We start from the raw sequence: 23963 nt of genomic DNA on the forward strand, positions 1-23963 counted from the left end.
CATTATTGTTATCGTAAGGGTGTTATTTTATGCTAAAAACCATTATTTAGGCTGCGCTGCCTGTATTTGAGCTTTTATATGTGTCATAAACTCAGGCATATTGGCGATGCGATCGGCCTCTATTTTTTGGGCAATATCAGATTGACTCATGGTCTTGTTCCATTCTTTCATACCGGGTATCTCTGCTAGCACGTCCCAGTCAAGTTGGGTTGAGGCGCAACCAATGACGACAACGTTTACATAGTGCATATAGATGTCAGCCATCGTAAGCGCTTTACCTGCAATCCAAGGTGAAAACTGGCACAACTGGTTTAAGGCAGGAATCCCGCGGGCGAGCACTTGACGTACTTCTTGTTTGAGAGTGTCAGGAGCTTGTGTACCTGAAAACACATAAGGAATGAGGCGGCGGCTCGGTAATTCAAAATACAGCTCTGCTATTTTCATAATTTGACGCACGATTGCGCGCTCAGTAGCAGATTCAGGATATAACGGGATGTCAGGGTAAGCCTCTTCGATAAAATCACAAATAACACTCGACTCTGATAGCGTCACGCCTTCATCTGTTGTGATAGCGGGCACTTTACCCACAGGACTAACGGCCAACAACTTGTCGTTGTCAGTGAATATAAGATGTTCTTGAAAAGGTATTTCTTTGTATAACAGCGCATGTTTGACGATGTTGTAATAGTTGCTTGTGGGAAAACCATGCAAAGTAATCATAAATTATTATTCCATTATGGATGTGAGTATTGTTTTTAGTTGTCATGTTCAAGCTGCACCTATTATTACTGTTTTTAATGAGGTGATATATAGGGCAAAACGCGAATCACTATTGCCTTTAAGACAATAATAAGGTCAAATTACGTAATAATTGATACAGATATGTTGGAAAATTGACTGTTTATTGAATGGAGATAGGTTTTGGATCAGCTACGGGCGATACGATATTTTAGTAAAGTGGTCGAGACAGGCAGTTTTAGCAAAGCGGCGAAGGTATTTGGTGTGCCGCCATCCTCATTATCAAGACGAGTTTCTGATTTAGAAAAGAGTTTGGGCGCGACACTACTAAAGCGTTCCACTCGAATCGTGAAGCTGACGGAGGTAGGGCAGGTTTATTATAATGATATGCAGCACATATTGAACCAGCTAGAGCAAAGCAAAGAAACGGTACGCAGTTATCAAACCACACCGATCGGACGTCTACGCATAAGCTCGATGGTGGGTTTTGGTGAAAAAATACTACTGCCGTTACTCGATGAGTTTAGTGCATTGTATCCGCAAATCGTGCTCGATGTCAGTTTGAGTGATGAGCTGTCAACACTAGGACGTGATGATGTCGATATTGCGATTCGTGGTGGCTACGCACCGAACGAGCGGGTGCTTGCAATAAGGCTCATGGATAATGAATTTATTCCAGTGGCGTCCCTCAGCTATCTGGAAAAATATGGCGTACCTGACCATGTCATGACGTTAAAGGAACATCGGGGACTTTATTTTAAAGCGCCATCAGGGCGAACCCCTTGGTTATGCTATGTGGATGAGCAATGGCATGATGTCTCAGGGTCCGTGGTCGCGATCTCAAACAACGGGCCGTGGTTGGCACAAAGAGCCTGTGCGGGCGACGGTATTTTAATGTCTACGCGCTGGGCGTTGGCATCCCACCTTGATTCGGGTGCGCTACAAGAGCTGACGTTTGAGCATGAGCTGGCAGTCACTCAGCATGCGGACATGGCGATTTATCTGCTGTATCAAAAACAGCGATATTTGGTACCCAAGGTAAAGGCGGCGGTCGATTTTTTGGTAGAAAGGATAAAAGTTGGTGGTGAGGTCTAGGGAGTAAAGCAATACCATAGACCTCTGCACCTTACCGTTAATAAAAAATGTCTTAACTATCATTAAACGCTTCCATAATGATGTTTGCACATTGTTCAGGCGCTTCCATTGGTAGCAGATGCCCATTATCCGACAGCTCAATGATTCGTTCGCTAGGTACAAGGTTTTGCCAAACTTTACGAACTTTATCACTAATAAATATAGAAGGTTTGCCAACGATAATAGTGTAAGGCAAACCAATAGTATTAAGGTCTTTTAAAGCGCCATTGACAAAGGGGGTATCGAAGTAGCTTGCCAACTCTTGCTCAGGGGTAAACAGCAAGTTGTATTGTCCTTGCTCATTTTGGATGAGACTATTTTTTGCAAAAACATAGAGATTGTTGTCATCAATACGCTTAAAGGCACGATGTGCCCGTAGATAGTTATAGTACGATTCAACGCTTTCCCACTGTGCTTGCTTGGCTTGTGTGCTTTTAAAAGGTTCTTGAGTTATCTTTAAATCGTCAGGTGCTGAGTTCATGATGAGCATCTGCGATTTGGTAAAAGTAACGGGCTCTATTAAGTATAGCTGTGAAAATAGCTCTGGACGCTTAGCAGCTGCAATAGCAGTAGCAGTGGCGCCTTGAGAATGGCCAATACCTACGACAGGCTGATCCTGTGTCTTCTCTAAAAAATCAATCAATATATCAGCATCTTGCTCGCGAGTGAGCTTCTTGACGGATGGTAGATCGTACCAATAACCACGCATGGCAAGACTGTTGATAGTAAATTGCTCACTGAGCTCGGTTAATAGCGGCAGATAGACACCAGCAGTAAAACCATTACCGCCATAAAAATGTGCAGGAGATAACAGGGCGTTTTCATTATTATTAACCAAAGCGGATAAGTCATAATAGCGGGCTTTCTTATCATCTAGAGTCATTGCTCGTTCGAATGCTTGCATAGTATTGCCCCTATTATTCGTTAACTATCAAAATTTTCATCAATTATCAAAAGCATATTAAGTAAAAATTTATCATTATGCTCATGGCTGCATATCAAATACCAAACAGGTTGTGGTGGCATGGGCATATAGTTTGCCATCAGGCCCAACGATACGACCTTCAGCCGTTGCGGTTTGTCTCCCGACATGGATAATATTAGCCTCAGCACGTACTAGCGGAATGGCTTTGGTCAAAGCTCGAATCATATTTACTTTAATCTCGAGCGTGGTATAGCCTTTGCCGGCGGGCAAGGTAGAATGAATAGCGCAGCCGACAGCAGAGTCAAGAATGGTACAAAACCAACCGCCATGTACGCTACCTAATGGATTGTAATGTTGCTGACTGGGTCGACCTTGAAAGATGGCTTTACCGCCTTGTATGTGGATAGGAATAAAATCGAGCGTTTCACCAATCGGTGGTGAGGGCAACTCTCCTGCAAACATAGCATCAAAAAATGATTGACCACTCATGCTGGCTAGTTGATTAGGCGAGGTTATCCCTACAGAGCCTAATGTGGCGCGTATACGCGAATCATCAACTTGCCAATTAGCCAGCGTATTATTAACATCTTTTTTTGTAACATCCATTTTACAATCCTTGTGTATGGGTTGTTTATACATTCTATTTGGTGGGCGCAGCTTATAAAGGCCGAGCAGATTTTTGGCAGAGAATTAGTATAAGATAATATAGTTACTACTAAAAAGATAGTAACTCTTAAAAAGATAGTTACTATGTATATTTATTATCGTACTTTCATTATTTCTAATAGAAGTGCTGGCAGGTAGCATAAAATTTTAGGCTATCTATGCCAATATGCATGCATGAGGATGGTAGCTGTTGGTGAGTATGTATCGCTAAAAGAATTCTTTAAAGCAACAAAACGTGTGGATGATTTAAAGGCGAGTTAAGCAAGATTTTTTTTGCTGAATAACACGAACACAGGCAGTAGCTTATGAAAAAGAGTTGATTGTGCAAAATAAGGGTTGAAAAAGCATCAAGAAATATTAACTCTTAAAATCTATATAAAAAGCTTATTTAAACTTTTTCTGGATGGCACGTTTACCAATCTCAACACCAGTCACTTTGTCAATGACGACAGGTTGAATCTCTTCACTTGTCTCAGAATCTACAAAAATAGCCCTCTGATCGTATTCTGAACAAGGCCTATGAGTAAGACCCCATTCCCTTAACATGAATAGTATCGGTAGTATATCTTGACCTGCATCCGTTAGTAGATACTCTTCGCGCGGTGGCTGTTTTGAGTAGCGGTGTTTTGTCAATACACCTTCCTCGACTAGAGTGATTAAACGTTTGGTCAATACCGACGGTGCAATGCCTAGACTGTTATGAAATTCATCAAATCGCGTCAGTCCCATATGAGCATCGCGTAAGATCAGCAAGCACCAAGGATCACCAAACACCGAAAGGTTGTGAGCGATAGGGCAAGCAATAAGGCTGGGGCGATCTAAAGACACTTTGGCCATAAATATCAACATTAATTTTTGATTTATAGATGATTATACCTTAAACGGTCGTAACTTTAGAGACCGTCTTTCAGTCGAGAGTATCGCCGTTTTTTTAGTGAGTCACCATTAAAAGACATCAAAATATTGCGCGAAACTGAATAGGGTTAGAAGGCGAAAATGTCTTCATAAATTATTTTTTTAGGAAAATTTTTGATGCTTTGCTACCTAAGTAAATATTATTTGAGCTTCAAAGCATCAATAACGGCTCGTAGCGCAGGTGACACATTGTGATGCGGATAATATAAATGAAAGCCGCTAAAGGTATGACTGAACTCTCTCAATATATGAATAAGCTTGCCGTTTTTTAGCTCATCTTTAATCATATCGGTAGGGACATAACCTATACCCAGTCCTCGTTTTGCAGCATCAATCACTGAATAATCAGTCGAGAATACCCATTGTCCTTGCGTCTTTAATTTATATGGTTGACCATCAATCATAAAATCCCAGTGATACATACCGCCACCCATAAATCGATAGCCCAAGCAGTTGTGTTCGTTCAACTCTACAGGTGTTTTGGGAAAGCCAAACTCATGGAAATAGTCTGGTGAACCGACCACAGCAATCTCCTCATCGTAGTCGATACGCACCGATATCATACCTTCAGTAACCAAACTACCAAAGCGAACCCCTGCATCAAATTGTGTGCTGATAATATCTGACAAAGCAGTATCGCTGATCAACTCGAGTTCAATATCAGGATATAGCTGTTTGAATTTGGCCAGCTTTGGTAATAGCACTTTATCAATAGCATACTGACCAGCACTAATGCGTACCAAACCCGCAGGCGTTTCGCGCAGATGCTTGAGTCCATCTAACTTCTCATCTAATAAACTAAAACTCTGCTCAGCGGTCACAAACAATGCTTTGCCTGCATGTGTCAAAGACAAGCTACGTGTGGTTCTTGTGAATAACTGTAGACCTAAGCGCTGCTCTAATAACTTAATAGAGCGGCTCAGTGCGGATTGTGATATCCCAAGTTTGACAGCGGCCTTAGTAAAACTACTCTCTTGAGCAACCAATAAAAAAGCATGCAGCTCATTATAATTCTCTTGTTGTCGCATATTCATAACCTGAGTGAATAAATAAAAGTTAAAAAATGGGTATTATCACTAGAATCGTAGAAGTATAAGATTATCTCATGACTTTAGAGAATATATTATAAACAATCTTGTCTTGTTTATAACACGGCTATTTCTACTCACACGTTATGAATAATCATCAGATAAGTGATGATTTACTATCAAAAAGGAAGACCAATGGCCTTACCATTAATGATCAAAAAGCTTAGCTTGGGAATACTGGTTAGCTCAACTATCCTTGGGGCGAATCATATGGCACAAGCAGCCACATCTACCGTCCCACTTGTACAAAAATGGGATAAAACTTTTGCTAAAAGTGACAGCGTCACACATCAAAAAGTAACATTCAAAAACCGTTATGGCATTACGCTTGCCGCAGATCTTTATATACCAAAAGCTTATAACGGCAAAAAGCTAGCAGCATTGGCTGTTGGCGGGCCTTTTGGCGCTGTGAAAGAACAATCATCAGGCTTATATGCGCAAAAGATGGCAGAACAGGGCTTTGTTGCTATTGCTTTTGATCCTTCGTATACGGGTGAAAGCAGCGGTACGCCTAGAAATGTAGCATCACCAGATATCAATACGGAAGACTTTAGTGCAGCGATAGATTACTTAGGGTTGCGTCCTGAGGTCGATAGAAATCGTATTGGCGCTATTGGTATCTGTGGTTGGGGCGGTATGGGTTTGAATGCCGCTGCGATGGATACGCGAATCAAAGCAGTCGCCACGACCAGTATGTACGATATGAGTCGTGCGATGGGACATGGGGTAGGTGACGGTGATGATCGATATGATGCGAGCGATCGTCAAGCAGTATTGAAACATCTCAATCAACAACGCTGGGTAGACGCAGAGAAAGGACAACCTGCGACAGCCAATCATGACCTCTATGTAGACGATAACGGCAAAGTGACCACGGCAGATCGTATTTTGCCCGAAGCTTTAGATAGCAATCCAAACCCTGTACAAAAAGAGTTTTTCGATTACTACCGCACGGATCGGGGTTTTCATAAAAATGCGGTGAACTCAAATGGCGCATGGACGGCGACGACGCCTTTATCATTTATGAATATGCCACTGCTGAGCTATATTGACGAGATATCTCCGCGTCCTATCTTAATCATTGCTGGCGAGGATGCCCACTCGCTTTATTTTAGTAAAGATGCTTATCAAAAAGCCAAACAACCAAAAGAGTTGGTCATTTTACCAAATACGAACCATGTCGATTTATACGATCGTATGGATAAAATCCCTTTTGATAAATTAACAGACTTTTTTAATAAAAACTTGAAATAAAAAAAGAGGGTAGTGAGTTATAAAAACAACCGGCTACGTGATGGCCGGTTTTTCGTTTAGTTTCAAACCCATTTTTTAATAGATTCTCAATACAATAACGAGAGTGTGTATGTTGAACACCAAAGAAAAAGAAAAAAATGTAGAACAGCCCGCCTATTGGAGTGGGGTTTTTGCCATGACATTGTGCGTTTTTGCATTAATTGCATCAGAGTTCATGCCTGTGAGTCTCCTCACGCCGATTGCAGTAGATCTCAGCATCAGTGAGGGGATGGTAGGTCAAGGCATTGCTATTTCAGGTGCTTTTGCGGTTATCACAAGTTTGACGATTTCTCGTGTAGCAGGCAATATGAATCGTAAAACACTATTGTTACTTTTAACCGCCATTATGGCCATGTCAGGCGTCATTGTTGCACTGGCGCAAAACTATATGGTTTACATGATTGGCCGCGCTTTGCTTGGGGTGGTCATAGGCGGGTTTTGGTCAATGTCGGTAGCTATGGCCATGAGATTAGTGCCTCCCTCAGATGTACCGCGCGCCATGGCTATTTTTAACAGTGGCAATGCATTAGCAATGGTCATTGCAGCACCTTTAGGCAGTTATCTTGGCTCTATTATTGGTTGGCGCGGTGCTTTTTTCTGTCTCGTTCCTGTTGCCATTGTAACCTTTATTTGGCAATGGATTAGTTTACCTTCCATGCAGATTGACACAGATCAAACAGATAAACATCCCACTATTTTAGGGTTGCTCCGTAATCCTATCGTCATGATTGGTATGTTGGCAGTCAGTTTGTTTTTTATGGGTCAATTCTCACTTTATACTTACGTTAGACCTTTTCTAGAAACCATTACCCAAGTTGATATTTCCACCTTGTCACTGATTTTGCTTGGTATTGGCGTCATGGGCTTTATTGGTACGTGTATTATCAATATATTTTTGGATCGTCGTTTTTATACGACGCTAATTATGAGTCCTATTTTAATGGCAATTATTGCATTGACTCTGATATTTTTTGGTACATCGACCATAGTTGTGGCCATATTACTTGGAATTTGGGGTCTTTTAGGGACAGGGCTACCTGTTGGTTGGTGGCGCTGGCTTGCTCAGACGTTGCCAGAAGATGCTGAAGCAGGCGGCGGCTTGATGGTCGCTGTGGTTCAGCTGGCCATTGCTTTGGGTTCTACACTGGGTGGTATTTTATTGGATCATAGCGGTTTTCAGGCAACGTTTATATTTAGCGCTGTTGTTTTAGTGATTTCTGCGTTCTTAACATCGCGTTTGACCGCGCGGTAACTACTTTAGGGGAGTTTGACAGATGAATATGAACAACCGCATGATCATTATGATGGCTGTTGGTATCTTGCCAGCATTGAGTGCTTGTGCTGACGATCAAAATGCCACATCAAACTCGTCCATTGTGCATGAAAGTTTGACGCAAAAAACAAGCCCCAATAATGCAAAACAAACAATATCAGAAAAGGAGCAGGTGAATATGTGGATAATAATTAATGGAAATCGTTTTGAAGTGATGGCTGAAGACAACGCGACTGCGCATGCTTTTGCAGCACAATTACCCTTAACGTTAAATATGGAAGATTTGCACAGTAATGAGAAGCACGCTCAGCTACCAAATCCACTGCCAACGAATGCCAGTAGTGCAAATACCATTCATAATGGTGATGTCATGTTGTATGGCTCATCAACGTTAGTAGTATTTTATAAGAGTTTTCTTTCATCATATTCTTATACGCGTATTGGTAGAGTGAGCCAGCCTGATAAGTTAGCTGATGTACTGGGACAAGGTAATGTGCAAATTGAATTTAGTCGTGATGAACGCTAATCAATATCAATGTCCCACAACAAAAATTTAAACGTCCACTAGGTTAGTGCTCCGTATTCCCATGAGAAACTCTAAGGAGCACATGATATATGATTGGTTTACTAGGCAGCGGTTATGGCTATTGAGAATGACACGTAGAACAAACCTTCAATTACCGTCTATTTAACTTATGCGTACCTAAAGTTAAGTTCACGAGTTAAAAGAGGTAATTGTGTAGTAAAAACAATACCCTATAGTGCAGAGAAAAATAAATGGTTCATGAACCTTAATGTGTAACATATCCTAAGTACAACAACCCTCATTTAAACTGTTGGGATTCTTAACGGAGACACCTATAAGCTTTAGTATTAAAAGTAAAATCATCAAGCTACTACGAATGGACAAATCGTCACATTAGTGAGCAGTAGTCCCATCGCAATTAGGCTGAATTAATGATTAGGGTAGCTCATGATGAGACAAGTCAGTGCTATGGGGAATATTCATAGTTAGTCCGATATTTTTACATGTTAGAGATATTAACGATATTCGGCACCTTCGATATAGTCGATATTCTGTAAATAAGGTATGGACTAAAACTTTTTACCCTACTATTTATAGGGACTTCATTCAGTTTTCTTGTATACAAGCTATATTGAGCCAAATATATAATGAACTGTACCATCAATGAGAAGATTTAGACTCTATACATGATTGATCGTAGAGTTCCTATACTTTTCAAGTCTTAGATTCTACAATATGTAAAGCATCCATATACATTACATATTAAATCGAATGAGTCCGTTATTCTTACATGTTACATATATTAATTTCAATAAATTCAATCGCTTAGAAAATAACCCGTAATTATTTTAGGAATTTTAGTACAAGCTATTAGTTAGCTTTGTAATAAAGTTCTATGATCCGTAACGCAATAGATAAGCTAGTTCAGCAGTTTGTTATAAGTAGTTCCATTATATCAGTCTGTTTTAAGTGGTCTATTAATAGGTTTAAGGGCTAAAATAGCTGGTTCCGTTGGGGGTATACCTTTATTAGTCCATTAGTGAAAATGAGGTAAGCATAATCTTTAATAAAAATATTTTAATAGGGTTGATGAGTATGCTTGTAATATCCTGCTCATATTTCGAGAAGGATAAAGGCAAAATTATCATAAGTAATGAAACTCCTTATCCTATCTCTGATGTACGCGTTAAATATACAAGCTCCAAGAGAGTAGACTTGATAGGAGATTTGCCGCCTAACTCTTCTTATAGTTATGCTATTCAGTACACAAGTTATGAAGATTCAATATCTATTAACTATACTGATAAGAACCAAAAGACCTATTCTAGAAGTGCAGTGCCATATGCAGCTTCATACGATAAAGAACGATATACATTTGATATAAGATAAAGACTGCACACATATCCTGTAGTTCGACGCCTGTATAGCGCCTCGAACGTATTCTCATAATATATTATGTCTAACCTTACATGAATCATGAACCTTGGTCAGTCAAGCATTTGAATCAAATTTAAGGTACTGATCAAGCTGGGCTGATTGCCATAATGCTTGGTTTTCCTTAATGACAGAATCAATTAACTCTTCTGTAAGGCCAAGGTAGTTGGTTGGTTCGATTAGTTTATCAAGGTCAGCTTTACTTAAATGTTGACTGACAATACTATTGTTCAGTAGCATGTCTTTGAAAGGTTGTTGCTGGTCAAGAGATTCCATGGCTGCATCAAAGATGATTTCATGGGCTTCTGCTTTACCAACATGCTCACTCAGCTTCATCATGACGGCTTCAGACAGTACGACACCATTTAGTAAGTTTAGATTTTTTACCATGTTACTCTCGTTAACACCGAGAGTGTTTACCAGATGAATAGTGCTTTCTAATGTGTAATCGGTCAGTCGAAAAAGCTTGGGTAAGTAGTCACTCTCAATATTTAGACTTCTTGGGTCTCGTTCATGTTCCGTTTCTAAAGACTCAAATGCTTCGCCAACGACGCCTTTCAATATGCGATAAGCTGAGACGACTTCTAAGGAGAGAAATGGATTTTTCTTATGAGGCATGGTTGAGCTGCCAGCCGTATGCGGGGCAACATATTCTTCTAGCTCAGCAATTTCTTGCTTTTGTAGTGCGTATATTTCCTGTCCTATTTTACCCAAGGTAGACGCCATTATCCCAATCACTGATGCCAGCTCAACAAAATTATCGCGTGACGTGTTCCATGTGATGGCAGTTTCTTTGAGATCCAAAATAGTGAATATTTTTTCTCTTAAGACAAAACCATGTTCCTCTAATGAGGCTAGAGTGCCAACTGCGCCAGAAAACTGTCCAACAAATAAACGCTCCTTACATGATAACAAACGCTCGATATGGCGCTGGCTTTCTGCTGCCCATACCGCAAATTTGAACCCCAACGTAATAGGTAAGGCTTGCTGTCCATTGGTGCGTCCCATCATTAGAGTTTTTTTATGGTATTGGGCATTATTGCAAAGCGCCTGATTCAACGTTATCAGTTTAGCAAATAATGCTTGGAAAGCATCCCTAACCTGTAGGACGGTTGCTGTGTCTAGAATATCTTGTGTGGTCACGCCCCAGTGAACATATTTTCCAGCGTCGCCACAAAGAGCTGTAAATACCTTTAAAATGGGAATTAAAGGGTGATGAGTATGCTGAGAGGCCGCATATAATTGCTCCATATCTATCAATTCTACGTTTGCTTTGCTAATAATGATTTTGGCCGCATCAGTAGGGATTATGCCTATCTCTGCCTGGCTCTGAGCTAAAGCTGCCTCCACATCGAGTAATTTTTGGATGTAGTATTTGTCATTAAAGATAGCATTCATTGTATCGGTACAATATTTATTAACAAAAAGACCTTTCACGCCAGCAGTATTATTGTTCATGATGATACCTATTTATATTCAGAAAAACGGGAAGACTAAAGGGAGGATAATTAAGCTGAGTACCAATCCAATAATGACCAGTGGTGAGCCTACCTTTACCCAGTCCATAAAAGTTAATTGTCCAGGTCCTGTGACAATGATGTTAGAGGGAGTTGCAATTGGCGTAGCAAAAGACGCGGCACAACCCAATGCGATTGCCATTACGACTGCCCGTGGGTCTGCATCCATCGACTGCGCAATTGATAAGCCAATTGGCATGAGTACACCAGCGGTTCCAGTATTAGATAGAAATTGTGTAAGGATGGCAGAAATAGCAAATAGCAGCCCTGTAAAGACATAAGCACTCGATGTATCACCAATTAGGCTTATCGCTAGTCCAGCTAAGATATCGTTCGAACCAGTGCTAGACAATGCTGCCGCCAGCGTTAAAATACCAGCAATAAATATAGTGGTGGACCAGTCAATAGAATTGAATATCTGGCGTTCATTAAGAATGCGCAAACCGCCCAGGATCATGACACCGATAATACCGATATATTGATTAGGTATTCCTGTAGCTTTTTCAAAAATAATTGAGAGGACGAATGCAATAAAAACTAAAGCAACAGTCCACTGTTTGAACTTCGTCGCTTTATTATCATTTCTACTATTTTCTTGCTCCTTTTTAATAGAACTCTGCTTTGCTTCTACGTAATGATCTGGAAGGGATTTAAAGCCTATGGTTAATAAGTAAAGCGTGCCTAACAAAGTGAGCGGTATGCCAATCCAAGCAAAGTCAAAGAATCCAAAGCTGCTAATTCCAGCGGCATCTAATGTCGCTTTGGCTAAAAAATTGGGTGGCGTGCCAATGAGTGTAATGGTCCCGCCCATGCTTGTTCCTAATGCTAAGGTAATTAAAAGCTTGCTGCGACTGATACCACTATAAGAGCTGACTGCAATAACGATGGGGACGAGTGCAGCTGTTGTAGCTATATTAGGAAGTACGGTTGACATGATAGCGCCAAATCCAATAACCAGCATAATGGTTATTTTCTCATTGTTTTGTCCTATCTTGCGCGTGAACGTTGAGAAAGACTCACCAATTTGATACGCCAGCCCCACCTCGAAAATAGCTTTTGACTGAATAAAGATGCAAATGAGCATAATCAAAATGGGATGAGTGAGATTGCTAAATGCAGCTTCATTATCTATGACGCCTGAAAGGTATAAAATAATGGGTATTAATACACCGATAAACGTCAAAGAAAATCGTTTTGTGATAAGTAGTATCACGATAGTGAAAAGCAAGATGAGTGTTACTGATGCATTAAATGGCATGCTATCATTCCTTGTAAATGGTTATTATTAATCCTCCTTGAGTATACGTTTACCTAAATAAATCAGCCAATAGCGCCTGATTATTCGGTTATAGTTATGATTTATACTAGCCAAAATAAAAACATCTCCCCATTGGGAGTGAATTCATGAAGAGATAGCAGCATGGAAATTCGTCAACTAGAGTATTTTGAAGCGGTTAGTCGATTAAATAGTTTTACGAAAGCGGCAAAAGAGCATCATGTTGCCCAGCCTTCTATCACGGTATCTGTTCGAAAATTAGAAGAAGAGCTTGGCATTTCCTTGTTTGAACGTAGCAATAATCGAATCAAACTTACGCTACAAGGACAGCTATTTTTAGAGCGAGCGCAGGCTATTTTGGTAGAGGTAAAAGAAGCGCAGCAGCTCGTTAAAGATATTCGCCAAAATAAAAAACAGCACTTAAGATTGGGGATTCCTCCATTTTTGGGGTCATGGATATTGCCGATCATTTTTACTCATTATGTTAAGCAGCATCCAGATGTTGAACTGGTTGTTCAGGATCTTGGTACTCATGAGATTATCGATGAGTTGTTTAAAGACAATATAGATCTTGGACTTGTGGTATTAGATAATTCATTAAATAGGCTAGAGAGTGTCGTGGTGTCCGAGGGAGAGTTGCTATTATTACTTCCTAAAGGCCATCCATTTGAAGCGGTGAGCGAAGTTCCCTTTGAGTGGTTGGCGCAAGAAAAATTGATTATGTATAAACCTAGCACATTTATCAGTACTAGAATTTTACAAGAGTTTGCCAAGTATTCAATTACGCCCAATATTATTCACTCCGCTAATCAGATTGCGACGATTCTTAACTTAGTCGTATGCGGTGCTGGTATCTCCTTTGTACTTGATGACTCCAACCCGCTTATTAAGGATTCCTCCAATTTGGTGACTCGACCGCTTAAATCACCTATTGCCTATCGGGCAGGTCTGGTATGGAAGGAAGATAAATATTTAATGGATTCTGTGCGTGATTTTTTGAGGTTTTTTAAGTCTTAGTGATGATTGTTGATGGTTTAATCAGGGTACTGGATTAGGTATGTAATGTGGTATAGATATATAAAAGAGTTACTACAAGGGGTTTATGAGATAGATGCAAAGAGGTTATTAGCGACTTGATCTAATACTAATACATTAAGCTCAATTATAATTTCGCGTATTAAGCCTTCAAGACATATCAGTTAGTAGTTACGTTAGGGATGATTACATCATTTATTTGATAGGTAGTACATATTCTGGTCAAGCAGTTATCAACCAAATTATCTAATAGCTTACTGTTAATCATAATCCCATGAACTTATTGTACGGTAGCCTTAGTTTAACATAATATACATTATGCGAAAACAAACCAACGGTTCTAGGGGTGAGACATATAGGAACTTATGCCGTGCTTCTTATCCATAATTTTCTGATCCTATAATAACTAAGATAAGATTTTTTATCTTATCAGTTACCAGTATTTTTCTAACGGCAATTTTCAATAAAATGCTGTCGCAATGATTTTCCACTTTCATCCAAGATTACATCAGCCACTCGGCACTCAGCTTCATCACATGATAATTCGTAATAAATGTCGCTACCTTGCGCCAAGCTGACTCGAACCAGTCCTTTATCAGTCATCGAAAACTTTTTGTCTTGAGTATAATCAGGATCTTGAGAATCCCACAGCACATCATAATCAACATTGCAAGACATCTGATTTTTGTCAAAATAAGATCGCTCAAGCTGCATGGCTGATTTTAGATCTTGATTGGCATATTGCTCCAATACGACTGGATTATCCATACCTTCGTTATCAACATCTTGCTGATACATCTTAGTAACAGTAGCAACTTTCATGACATCGAGCGCTCGAGATGACTCCGTTGCATTAGCAGCGACAGGATTAGTCGCAAACAACCCTATGGTCAATAATGGCAACAATGAATGATATGTTTGCATGGCGTTCTCTATAAGATTTGGTCATCTAAGATGTGTCATTCTCATTACATCATACTCATATTATGACTGTGCTGTAATATCGTATTATTCAGGTTGATATACTAAAACCCTATCTATTAGCTCACTTGAGAGCTGCTTATTTATATTAATAATAATACTTGTTTCGCTAACAACCACAGTGAGGATATTTTATGATCAAGCCATGTGCTTCTAAAACCCATTCTTTTAAATTAGCTACTGGTGGCCTTTTGGCGTTCTTACTATTGGCAACTGGATGCCATTCTATTGAATCTGATGTGACGGCGCCTAATCAATCAAACGCCTACTCGTCAACATCGGCTGCTTCAGATATGAGCCAACAAACCCTTAGACAACAAGCTTTACGTATACAACGCGCCCTTGCCAACAAAGACTTTGCTAGAATCACCAATGACATTCATCCGACACGTGGCGTTCGCTTTTCGATGTATGCTTATGTCCGCCCTGAAGTGGACAAAATTTTCAGTCGTGAGCAATATGCACAATATTTGCAACAGTCAAAAATACGGTTTACTTGGGGTGAAAAAGACGGTACGGGCGACCTATTGATCATGCCATTGCCGACGTATTTGGATACTTGGGTGAAAGGCGCAACGTTTAATGATGCCAGTATCAGTCTCAATGAGCTAAAAAATAATGGTAACTCTATCAATAACTTAAAAGAAATATACCAAAACTCAGATGTGGTTGAGTTTTATCACAAAGGCAGCGATGAATATGCGGGTATGGATTGGCGAGTGCTGCGTCTGGTGTTTGATGAATATCAAGGGAAACGATATTTGGTCGCTATCATTAGCGATCAATGGACTGTTTAGTTTTCATCACAACCATATGATTTAGCAAATTATTTATAAAAAAAGGGCAACGCATTGATTAAGGTGTACTGCCCTTTTCTTATGAAGAATATACCATATATTCAATATTTGATATATTTAAGAATTTCCCTTAAGAGTGTCTTGTCGAAAAAACTTGACCATAATGTCGTAAATATCAGGATAAGCGTCCACCAGCTTTTGGGGGGTTTCAAAAAACACTTCACTGAGTACCGCAAAAAACTCTGCTGGATTGGTTGCACCATAACGGTCAAGTCCTGATTTTCGGTGGGTCTGAAAATCTTCAAAATCACGACTCATGATTTCTGTCCACCGAGTAGGATCCATATCAGGTTGCAGCGGCGGAAAACCATTGGCGCGACCATTCATCATATCGAGTTTATGGACAAACTCATGAATGACGACATTGTGACCATCGCGCTCACCTGAGTGTTTGGCATCCTTCCATGACAAAACCACAGGACCCCGCTGCCATGCTTCACCGCTACGGTGCTGACTGCCCTCGTGAACAATGCCAAATTCATCGACAGTGGTGCTGTCGCTTTTATATGAACCTTGATAAATAATGATTGACGACCAACCATCGTACCACTCGAGACTGAGGTTTAAGATAGGTAGACAAGCTTGTAAAGCAATAGACTGTCTAACCGTATCTGTGATCTCAAAGCCTTGCGCACCAGTAATGGATTTGTCCGCCAAAAACAGGGTCGCCAAATCAAACAAGCGGCTTAGCTCGTCCTCGTTTAACCTATCTAATATCACGATACGCTCAGCTGCTCGTGCCCAATCCTCATGAGTAAACTCACTACTATCCAGTATACGCTGCTCACGCCAGTCTTTTATGATGTTGAACATACACTTTATCCCTATTATTCTTAGTATATAGGCCATCCTTTTTACACATAGTATAGCGATAACCAGTAGTACACTATTATAATTACTATATTAAAATGTATAAAAAACGCCGCTCATAAATGAATTATTGAGCGGCGCAGACTTGAGTCCATATATTACGTTTTAAAATTGATATTGTAAGCCTAACTGCACTGAGCTGTCTTTATCATCACGTGCAAAGGTGGTATCGCCATTCAGATAAGCATAGACATTGTTATGCACCTTATTGCTAACACTCAGCTCAAAACGTCCATAGTCATCATCTTTGTCTGCTTGGTTGATACTAATGTCTCTTTTTTGCCCGTCAGCGAAAGAGGTTGTCGATAAACGGTCCACCAAACCATCTTTGATAACATGCACGTAAGCGAGTTTGCTTTGAAGTTTGGCAGGCGTGCCCATCAAATCAAAACCATACTGCAGCTGGTAACCAAGCTCTGAGTCCCATGCTTCACTAGATGTGCTGTCAACTTTAAGGGCTGTGCGAGAGTTGGCATTGCCACTCGTGTAGCCGTCTATATCGGCATCGCTATAATTTAAACCTAAAAAAGCACCATGCGCGATGTTTTCCTTAATAAGAAAATTGTAGCCAAGCTCATTGTAAGCACTAAATACGTCGGCATCAGCATTACCGCGTTCGCTATTATTAATAATGTTGATACCATTATTGCCATCTAGTCTGACGGTTCTATTCACATCTAAATCATGTTTAGATAAGCTCAAAGAAGTGGTATTCCACCAAGCGGTGTCTTTTCCGCCCAGTAACGAGTAGGCTTGAATACCATAGCTCGTATCTTTTTTAATACCGTTTTCTATGGTTTTATTATTCTGATTAGCCGCTTTGAGACCTGCACCAACACGCCAGCGAGGCTGCACAACGTATTCGCCATATACGCCAATATTGGCGCGAGTGCCTTCTTGTAGGTTATCAGAATCGACATAGCTTTGAGAACCGTCCACCCAAAGCTGAGTACGTGAAGCGTCAAAGGTGTCATTGTTATCAGTGGCAGGTAAAGCCAAGGCATTGGCACGCTCAAGAGCCGCTGAGTGTGAATCGGTGGCACTGTCCTTTAAAGCGGCGCCCATTTTATTTTGAAGATTCAGCGCGCTTTTGTTTGCGGCAATGATGTCAGCGTTGGTTTGCTCAACAATCAATCTACTAATGATACGCGAATAGTCACGCATTCTTTGTGCGATGCGCTCTTCTCCGAATGCCGCCGTCAGCACATCCTCATTATCTAATTCGGGATTGTGCCACGTATAGCCACCTGGGATATTCGGGTTTTCTGTTTGCGTGTAACCATCATAATCAGGTCCAAGGGCCCAGTTGGTTGCCTCAAATCCTACTACAGGCATCACGTTATCAAAAGACTCCTGATCGCTACAACAGCCGACGCCATAAGGCTCGTAGGGTTCTGTCGCACCAGGTGCAATGATGGCCGGATTGACGTCGAGTGTGATACCAAGCTCTTTTGCAATACGAAGTGCGTTTTCACGCAACCCTACATTGGCAGCTACTTCGTTACCATTATTATCGTAAGCATTGCGACCTGCATTGGCATACATCTTATCGCCTGTAATCAGGCTGTCTAAGTTGATCATACCTAATGCTGTTGATTTTTCTGTGTCAGTGAGCTGATCAACAAACGCCTTTGAACCATTTAGGCCGCCCTCTTCTGCACCAAATGCGACAAACTGAATATCATGTTCTGTATCAATACCAGTCAGGTTATTGGTCAACTCAGTCAAAACGCCAGACCCAGAAGCATTATCGTCCAATGCCTCTAGATTTTCATAGTTTGGATAGGCTACTGCAGAATCATAATGTGAGCCGACAAATAGTGTTTTATTGGTATCAACAATACCTTTTTGGGTCACGATAATGTTATTACTCGTTAGTGTTTGACCTCTAAATAAACCGCGAGGTGCGACGAAATAAAAAGCCTGACGATCGACTTTATTGTTACTACCATCGATGGTCATACGCTGCTGCATATAATTAGCAGCTTGAACTTCCTTTTCAGATCCTGTATAGCGACCAGCATAGTCGCGCGCAAGCGTTAACGCCGTTTCTTTACCATAATCACCGTATTGGGCTCCTGCAAATGTTTGTGAGCCTGTAAGTAGTGTCAGCGCAGTGACAACTGAAATCGTGAGCGGTGATAATTTATTATGCAAACTGTTTCTCCTTGGTTAAAGAAATGTAATCGACACTAAAAAATAACTCAATTAAATGTGGTTTACAAGAAAAAGAAACAACGCATCTTTTAAAATCAAACCTCCAGCGACAACATATTCATAATCAACTTAATCAAGGTCTCTTTTTGATTCGGGTCAGACTCAGCGACCAATAAGGTCAAAGCAGCAAGACCTGTGTTATTGATCACCATCTCACCCTGATCATTGAGTAAGCGTCCGTTACGGTGTAAAAAATCTACAAATAAGAAGGCTCCGCTGCGTTTATTGCCATCAGTAAAAGGATGGTTTTTCACCATAAAATACAATAAATGCGCCGCTTTACTCTCAATAGTCGGATAAGCAGGTTCGCCAAACACCGTTTGCTCTAAATTACCAAGTACACTACTTAAACCATCACCACGAGGCTTAGCAAACAACTCCGTTGCCTCACCTCTATTGATTAGCTGTGATTTTAAGTTATTGAGCGCGTCCATTGCTTCAGTTGGACTGGGTAGTACGCCGCCTTTTTGTCCTACTGGATTATTTAATAGACCTTCATCATAGCGTTGTAACCACAAAAACGTCTGTGTATAGCGACTGACAATCTCAATTAAGCCACGTCCTTCATCAGTATTTAGCTCGGGACTCTGGGCAGTCTTTTTAATGAGGTTTAATGCTTGCTGCAATTCGATAGAATTTTTATCAAAGCGCTGTTGATTGAACGTATACCCTTGTACCAAATACTCATGCAAGCGCTGGGTTGCCCAGCGTCTAAACTGTATACCTTTTTTGGATTTAACGCGATAACTTACTGAAATTGCTACATCTAAGTCATAAAAAGTCACGGGACGATCTGCATTTGCGACCCGCATTTTTTGCATATTGTTTTTTTCAGAGATTTCTTCGTCACTTAACGCGTTGGTAATATGACGTGAAATCACGGATTGATCGCGACCAAATAGCGCTGCCATTTGTGCCTGTGAGAGCCAAACCGTCTCTTGTTCAAAACGCACATTGACCTGCGCTTTTCCATCCGCACTCTCATATATCTCAATGGTTGAGATATCATTATTTTCAATCGCTTTCATTTGGGTGGCCTCTACGCATACATTAAATATATGAATCAATGATTACTAATAACATGAATTACTGAGCAATGGGTGCTCAATGCGATATCAATACTGCCTGTTTTTTAAGTGCGTTTGAAATAATGAAGGCAATAAAAAACCCAAGTCAGCATATATTACCAACTTGGGTTTAATATTTTTGAATGGCATCAGAACAATGTTTCATTCGGTGTTGTGTAATCTACCTCATAACCTGGTACATGGAAGACTCACTGGACTGCACCTAGATAACACCTCTAGTGCATTAGCTCAACCACGATTGCGTGGTTGCGCCAGCGAGCTAATGACACTAGAGGTGTTATCTAGGTATTAGCAGGACTGAAACAGTCTTCCTTGGGTAAAATGTAATGGCTTGACTCGTGGGCGACGCAGCATCGTCCTTCACCGAAAACGGCGAAACGCTAAATCTCACAACGTCCCTATTCTGCCTTAACCTCAATCAAACTGTCAATCAATCTTTGTTCATTAGTGACAGTTTTTTATACATATGCGTCATCTAGTGTCGCACAAATTTATCTAATTATCTACGCGTCATCTAATGTCGTGTTCCCATTTTTTGATTAACAAAAGTTCTTGATATTTATTCTCAAATAGGCTTTTATATGCTTACAAAATATCATTCGCTGGTCACATTATAATTAAGGCAAACCATCATGAGTCTGTCGTTCGAACAAATTCAACACGCTTGGCAAGTACAAGATCCAAGCTTGGTCGAAAAGCTCTGTTTACTTGCTAAGCAACCTGATCCATTGCCTGAGTCACCGATACCAGATGACGAGCTAACATTTGAGCGATTTTTAAATAAGATATGGCATTACTCATTTCGTGAGCAGCCCCCTGAGGTACAGTTTGCAGAACGCGTGGCAATGATGAACACGTTAGAGTCGGAGGAAGGCACATATCCTCTTCCTGATCGCTACAAAATCTACTTAGTTTTAATCGCGCTTTGGGAAGACAAAGGCGCCTATTCAAGAGCTATTCTAAAGCAAGCTATTGATGAGTTGCCGTTAAGTTACGGCGTTTGGCGCGGTCTAAAATATATTTATAAGGTGGCAGAATATGAGCAAGATTATGAGGTTTTTGCGCCTATCACTGCCAAAATAGATTTACATCGTTTTGATCAAAGCATGAGAGACTCGGTCAGTCTTGCTACCAAAACCTATATGAGTCTTAGAGCGTGGCGCTACCTGCGCAGGCTTGGTCAGCAAATGCCAGTTGGCTACATTGAGGCGGCGGTTTTTGTACTTGCCAGCTATAAAGAGACCATGAGTGTCGGTCAGTTGCCACAAATCAATAGCTGGGTGCTTAATCATATCTGTTTTCATAATTCAGCTGATTATGGCGTCAATCGCTTTCATGCTCATGCACCGCGCAAATTGTTTGATGCAAAAGGTCGCGCGTTTAAGGAAGCGTGGCAACGCGATGCTGAACCGCTCATTAGATTGCTGGCAACAGCAAAGAATGAAGCTATACGGCAATTTGCGACGGACAGCTTAAAGCATGACTTCAAAATCCAGCTACGCGATGTCAGCTACAAAACCATTCAATACCTGTCCGCAGGCTATGCACACAGTCAGGCACGCGATGAGATGATCGTATGGCTGATTGAGCAATCCCCGCACTTTGAGAAGTCCAAATTTGTAGCGCTTGGATTACATGAAGTCGTCCTTAAACTATTACATTCGAACTACCCTGCCGCTTATCAGTATGCCATCGGCTATGCCAAAAGTTATGCCCAAGCATTACCGCTGCCGGAGCTTATGATGCTGGCATTGTCAGATCATGAGCCTGTGCGCAGCTTTGCCATCAGTATGATTTTAAGCCGTAATCCCGTCACTGATATTGGGGTGACAGGTTGGGGTCAACTGTTAGATACGTCGTATCACCATCGTATTGCAGCTGAACAACTCAGCAAGCACTTCACACGCCGTGACTTAACAGCTGAATGGTTTTTTGAGCGCTTGATCAGTGACCAGCCTTATAGCACGCGTTTTGCAATACGCAGACTGCCTGAGCTATATAGCGCACAAGAACTTGGCAGTGATTATTTCATCCGCCTGGCAGTACAACTGGATACTTCTACAAATAGTGACAATAGCAACAGCAGCGATCTGTGCATGGATTTTGCGCTACAAGAACTCAAGCGCCTCGATCTGAGCGCGGTAGATGTCAAAGTATGGCAGTATCTATTGCTGCATCCATTGGCACAGCAGACAATCATTGATTGGATTGATGAAGATGTTTTATCGGCAGGTAAAATTGAGATGCCCTATTGGCATGCGCTCGCGTATGAGCCTGATTGGCATAACAGTCGTGAAATCGTACAGATAAAAACTTCTCCCTACCTTATGCGTTATAGCCTTGATCATGCTGGGCCTGAGATAAATAGTCCTTTAAACACCAATACGGTCAAACAGTGGCAAAAAGAATTAACCTTTGATGAATATCTGGCAGATACCGTGCGCGGCTGGTTGGCTGACGTTCGTAGGTTTGCCCCAACTCAGCTGGGGTTTGACTGGCTAATGACACTCGCTCGCAGCGAGCAGTCGGAGTACCGCGAATTTGCGATTGAGCGCATTAATAAAGGTTTTCTGCCAGCAGATTTTGCGACTAGTCAAAACATGTCTTCAGAAGAAAGTTCGCCTGAAGATACAAATACTGCTCATACGACTCACCCGACAGAAGTCACTGTTGATTTGGACAATCAGCGCTATTTATTCACTGGCAAAATGCAAAGCATGAGCCGAGGCGATGCCGAAAAGTTAGTCAAAGCAGCAAATGGTGCTATTAGTAGTGCCGTGAATAATAAGTTGGATTATTTAGTCATTGGTGATGACGGCTCACCTCTATACGGCGATGGTCGCAAAGGCAGTAAACAGCTCAAAGCAGAAGCATTGATCGCTGCAGGAGCACCGCTTAAAATCATATCAGAAACCGCATTTTTGCAGATGTTGACAGGACAGTCACGTGCCGCCTCCGAAGACGATACGATGGCAGGTGCTGAGGTCTTATGGTCAATGGCGATTGATGATCCTACCGCGCCTATCAGTGAGCTTGCGATCAGCTATTTAAGTCATCACCACGAGCAGATCTGTATGGCATTAACAGACCGACCTGTCGATCCTGATGCCATCATTCCTGCTTTATTTTTCAGTGCCGAGCGTGTCATACCTTTATTGAAAAGCAGTCAGCAAGCGCTCCGCAACTTTGGGCTATTGCTTACACAGTATGAGCTGGCCAAGTGGTCGCCAACACCTGCACTGTGGCTGATAATGGCAGAATCGCCTTATTTTGAGGTCACGCAGTTATTACAGCAGGCATTGCTGGCAGCACCTTCTGTAAGCAATCGCGCCTACCATGTGCCTGTAGAGCAGTTTAATGAATCCATGCTCAATGCCTTTATTGGCAGTAAAAAACGACTGGCGCGACAACTTGGCATGGCACTATTACAGCGCCATCGCCAATTTCAAAACCCGCAGTCTCTTTATGTATTGAGTCAAAGTGCTGACCGTGAAGTACGCTATGACGCAGTGACCATGCTTTGGCAGCAGTACAAAGCGCGCCATGTCTCACCGCAATGGCAGCCAGCAAGCCAGTATGATAAAACCAATAAGACCTCAGGAAATACCCTAAATAACAGCGTAGTAAATACCGAGCCAAGTGACTGGTCAACCAATCCCCCTGCCGATTTGAATCAGTTATTGATGCTTTTAAGGCGCGGGCTGTTTGAGTTGCCACCAGGACGATTAAGTCCTTCTAAAAGCGCTGAGCGATCAAATCCGCAGAAAAACGAGCAAGGTCGTCATTCAAAGCACGCGCAGCGCATGGATAAGACACAAGCAGCAACAGACCAAGAGAAAATCCTCTCACCCAAACCCATACCTGCCAGCCAAGCAAAGCTGGCCTTGATTGAGACGTTCCGTGATGTGGGATTGGCAGACGAGGATTTTGCCAAGCTGATCATGCCTTTTTTATACACCTTTACCCATTCTGCAGGCAAGATGGAGCGTCATGCGTGTTTGGTCGCAGTCACACGCTTATTACATCGTTACCCCCAGCTGTCCGAGCATTTACAGCCCAGTGCTGTCAGCTCAAATGAGTCAGCAGCAAGCAAATAATAAAGATGATCACACCATACGACGCCATTTCAA

18 protein-coding genes are annotated in these 23963 nt (G+C 41.4%); 7 read left to right on the forward strand and 11 right to left on the reverse strand.

Annotated elements, in window-relative coordinates; genetic code table 11:
- Positions 1 to 42: 42 nt before the first annotated feature.
- Positions 43 to 720, reverse strand: a complete 678-nt coding sequence (locus FW759_RS00785; protein WP_446441904.1) for a glutathione S-transferase family protein — start codon at positions 718 to 720, stop codon at positions 43 to 45.
- Between the two features lie 201 nt (positions 721 to 921).
- On the opposite strand from FW759_RS00785, the gene FW759_RS00790 reads away from it, so the two are divergent.
- The gene (locus FW759_RS00790) at positions 922 to 1833 is read left to right on the forward strand and encodes a LysR family transcriptional regulator (protein WP_443570397.1); all 912 of its coding nucleotides are present in this window, start codon (positions 922 to 924) and stop codon (positions 1831 to 1833) included.
- Between the two features lie 52 nt (positions 1834 to 1885).
- On the opposite strand, the gene FW759_RS00795 is transcribed toward FW759_RS00790, so the two are convergent.
- The 4 genes from FW759_RS00795 to FW759_RS00810 all read right to left on the reverse strand — a co-directional run bounded on the left by FW759_RS00795 (position 1886) and on the right by FW759_RS00810 (position 5406).
- Positions 1886 to 2776 carry an alpha/beta fold hydrolase gene (locus FW759_RS00795; RefSeq protein ID WP_443570396.1) on the reverse strand — a complete coding sequence of 297 codons (891 nt, stop codon included), beginning with the start codon at positions 2774 to 2776 and terminating at the stop codon, positions 1886 to 1888.
- 81 nt (positions 2777 to 2857) lie between these two features.
- Positions 2858 to 3403: a PaaI family thioesterase gene (locus FW759_RS00800; protein WP_443570395.1), complete on the reverse strand. Its 546-nt coding sequence runs from the start codon at positions 3401 to 3403 to the stop codon at positions 2858 to 2860.
- 444 nt (positions 3404 to 3847) lie between these two features.
- A complete protein-coding gene (locus tag FW759_RS00805; RefSeq protein ID WP_095569471.1) occupies positions 3848 to 4300 on the reverse strand; it encodes a winged helix-turn-helix transcriptional regulator in 453 nt (150 codons plus the stop codon).
- 218 nt (positions 4301 to 4518) lie between these two features.
- Positions 4519 to 5406: a LysR family transcriptional regulator gene (locus tag FW759_RS00810; RefSeq protein ID WP_443570394.1), complete on the reverse strand. Its 888-nt coding sequence runs from the start codon at positions 5404 to 5406 to the stop codon at positions 4519 to 4521.
- A gap of 195 nt (positions 5407 to 5601) precedes the next feature.
- On the opposite strand from FW759_RS00810, the gene FW759_RS00815 reads away from it, so the two are divergent.
- From FW759_RS00815 to FW759_RS00825, 3 genes are all read left to right on the forward strand, one after another.
- The gene (locus tag FW759_RS00815; protein WP_446441905.1) at positions 5602 to 6720 is read left to right on the forward strand and encodes an alpha/beta hydrolase; all 1119 of its coding nucleotides are present in this window, start codon (positions 5602 to 5604) and stop codon (positions 6718 to 6720) included.
- 109 nt (positions 6721 to 6829) lie between these two features.
- A complete protein-coding gene (locus FW759_RS00820; protein ID WP_446441906.1) occupies positions 6830 to 8011 on the forward strand; it encodes an MFS transporter in 1182 nt (393 codons plus the stop codon).
- A gap of 22 nt (positions 8012 to 8033) precedes the next feature.
- Complete coding sequence (locus FW759_RS00825; protein WP_443570391.1) at positions 8034 to 8558, forward strand: cyclophilin-like fold protein; 525 nt, start codon at positions 8034 to 8036, stop codon at positions 8556 to 8558.
- Positions 8559 to 10049: 1491 nt separating this feature from the next.
- On the opposite strand, the gene purB is transcribed toward FW759_RS00825, so the two are convergent.
- The gene (purB, locus tag FW759_RS00830) at positions 10050 to 11450 is read right to left on the reverse strand and encodes an adenylosuccinate lyase (RefSeq protein ID WP_446441907.1); all 1401 of its coding nucleotides are present in this window, start codon (positions 11448 to 11450) and stop codon (positions 10050 to 10052) included.
- Between the two features lie 18 nt (positions 11451 to 11468).
- Positions 11469 to 12767: an SLC13 family permease gene (locus FW759_RS00835; protein ID WP_446441908.1), complete on the reverse strand. Its 1299-nt coding sequence runs from the start codon at positions 12765 to 12767 to the stop codon at positions 11469 to 11471.
- A 162-nt stretch (positions 12768 to 12929) separates the two neighbouring features.
- On the opposite strand from FW759_RS00835, the gene FW759_RS00840 reads away from it, so the two are divergent.
- Positions 12930 to 13802: a LysR family transcriptional regulator gene (locus FW759_RS00840; RefSeq protein WP_446441909.1), complete on the forward strand. Its 873-nt coding sequence runs from the start codon at positions 12930 to 12932 to the stop codon at positions 13800 to 13802.
- Positions 13803 to 14267: 465 nt separating this feature from the next.
- Here FW759_RS00840 and FW759_RS00845 read toward each other — a convergent pair whose 3' ends face one another.
- A complete protein-coding gene (locus tag FW759_RS00845; protein WP_446441910.1) occupies positions 14268 to 14744 on the reverse strand; it encodes a hypothetical protein in 477 nt (158 codons plus the stop codon).
- A gap of 191 nt (positions 14745 to 14935) precedes the next feature.
- On the opposite strand from FW759_RS00845, the gene FW759_RS00850 reads away from it, so the two are divergent.
- The gene (locus FW759_RS00850; protein ID WP_446441911.1) at positions 14936 to 15598 is read left to right on the forward strand and encodes a hypothetical protein; all 663 of its coding nucleotides are present in this window, start codon (positions 14936 to 14938) and stop codon (positions 15596 to 15598) included.
- A gap of 117 nt (positions 15599 to 15715) precedes the next feature.
- On the opposite strand, the gene FW759_RS00855 is transcribed toward FW759_RS00850, so the two are convergent.
- From FW759_RS00855 to rhuM, 3 genes are all read right to left on the reverse strand, one after another.
- Positions 15716 to 16471 (reverse strand): M90 family metallopeptidase, encoded by a 756-nt coding sequence (locus FW759_RS00855; RefSeq protein WP_446441912.1) that lies wholly within the window; start codon positions 16469 to 16471, stop codon positions 15716 to 15718.
- A gap of 162 nt (positions 16472 to 16633) precedes the next feature.
- A complete protein-coding gene (locus FW759_RS00860) occupies positions 16634 to 18685 on the reverse strand; it encodes an autotransporter domain-containing protein (RefSeq protein ID WP_446441913.1) in 2052 nt (683 codons plus the stop codon).
- A 95-nt stretch (positions 18686 to 18780) separates the two neighbouring features.
- A complete protein-coding gene (gene rhuM, locus FW759_RS00865) occupies positions 18781 to 19773 on the reverse strand; it encodes a RhuM family protein (protein WP_446441914.1) in 993 nt (330 codons plus the stop codon).
- Between the two features lie 692 nt (positions 19774 to 20465).
- On the opposite strand from rhuM, the gene FW759_RS00870 reads away from it, so the two are divergent.
- Positions 20466 to 23930 carry a BRCT domain-containing protein gene (locus FW759_RS00870; protein ID WP_446441915.1) on the forward strand — a complete coding sequence of 1155 codons (3465 nt, stop codon included), beginning with the start codon at positions 20466 to 20468 and terminating at the stop codon, positions 23928 to 23930.
- The last annotated feature ends 33 nt before the right edge of the window (positions 23931 to 23963 follow it).

The sequence above is a fragment of the Psychrobacter sp. 1176_08 genome, assembly GCF_052850615.1.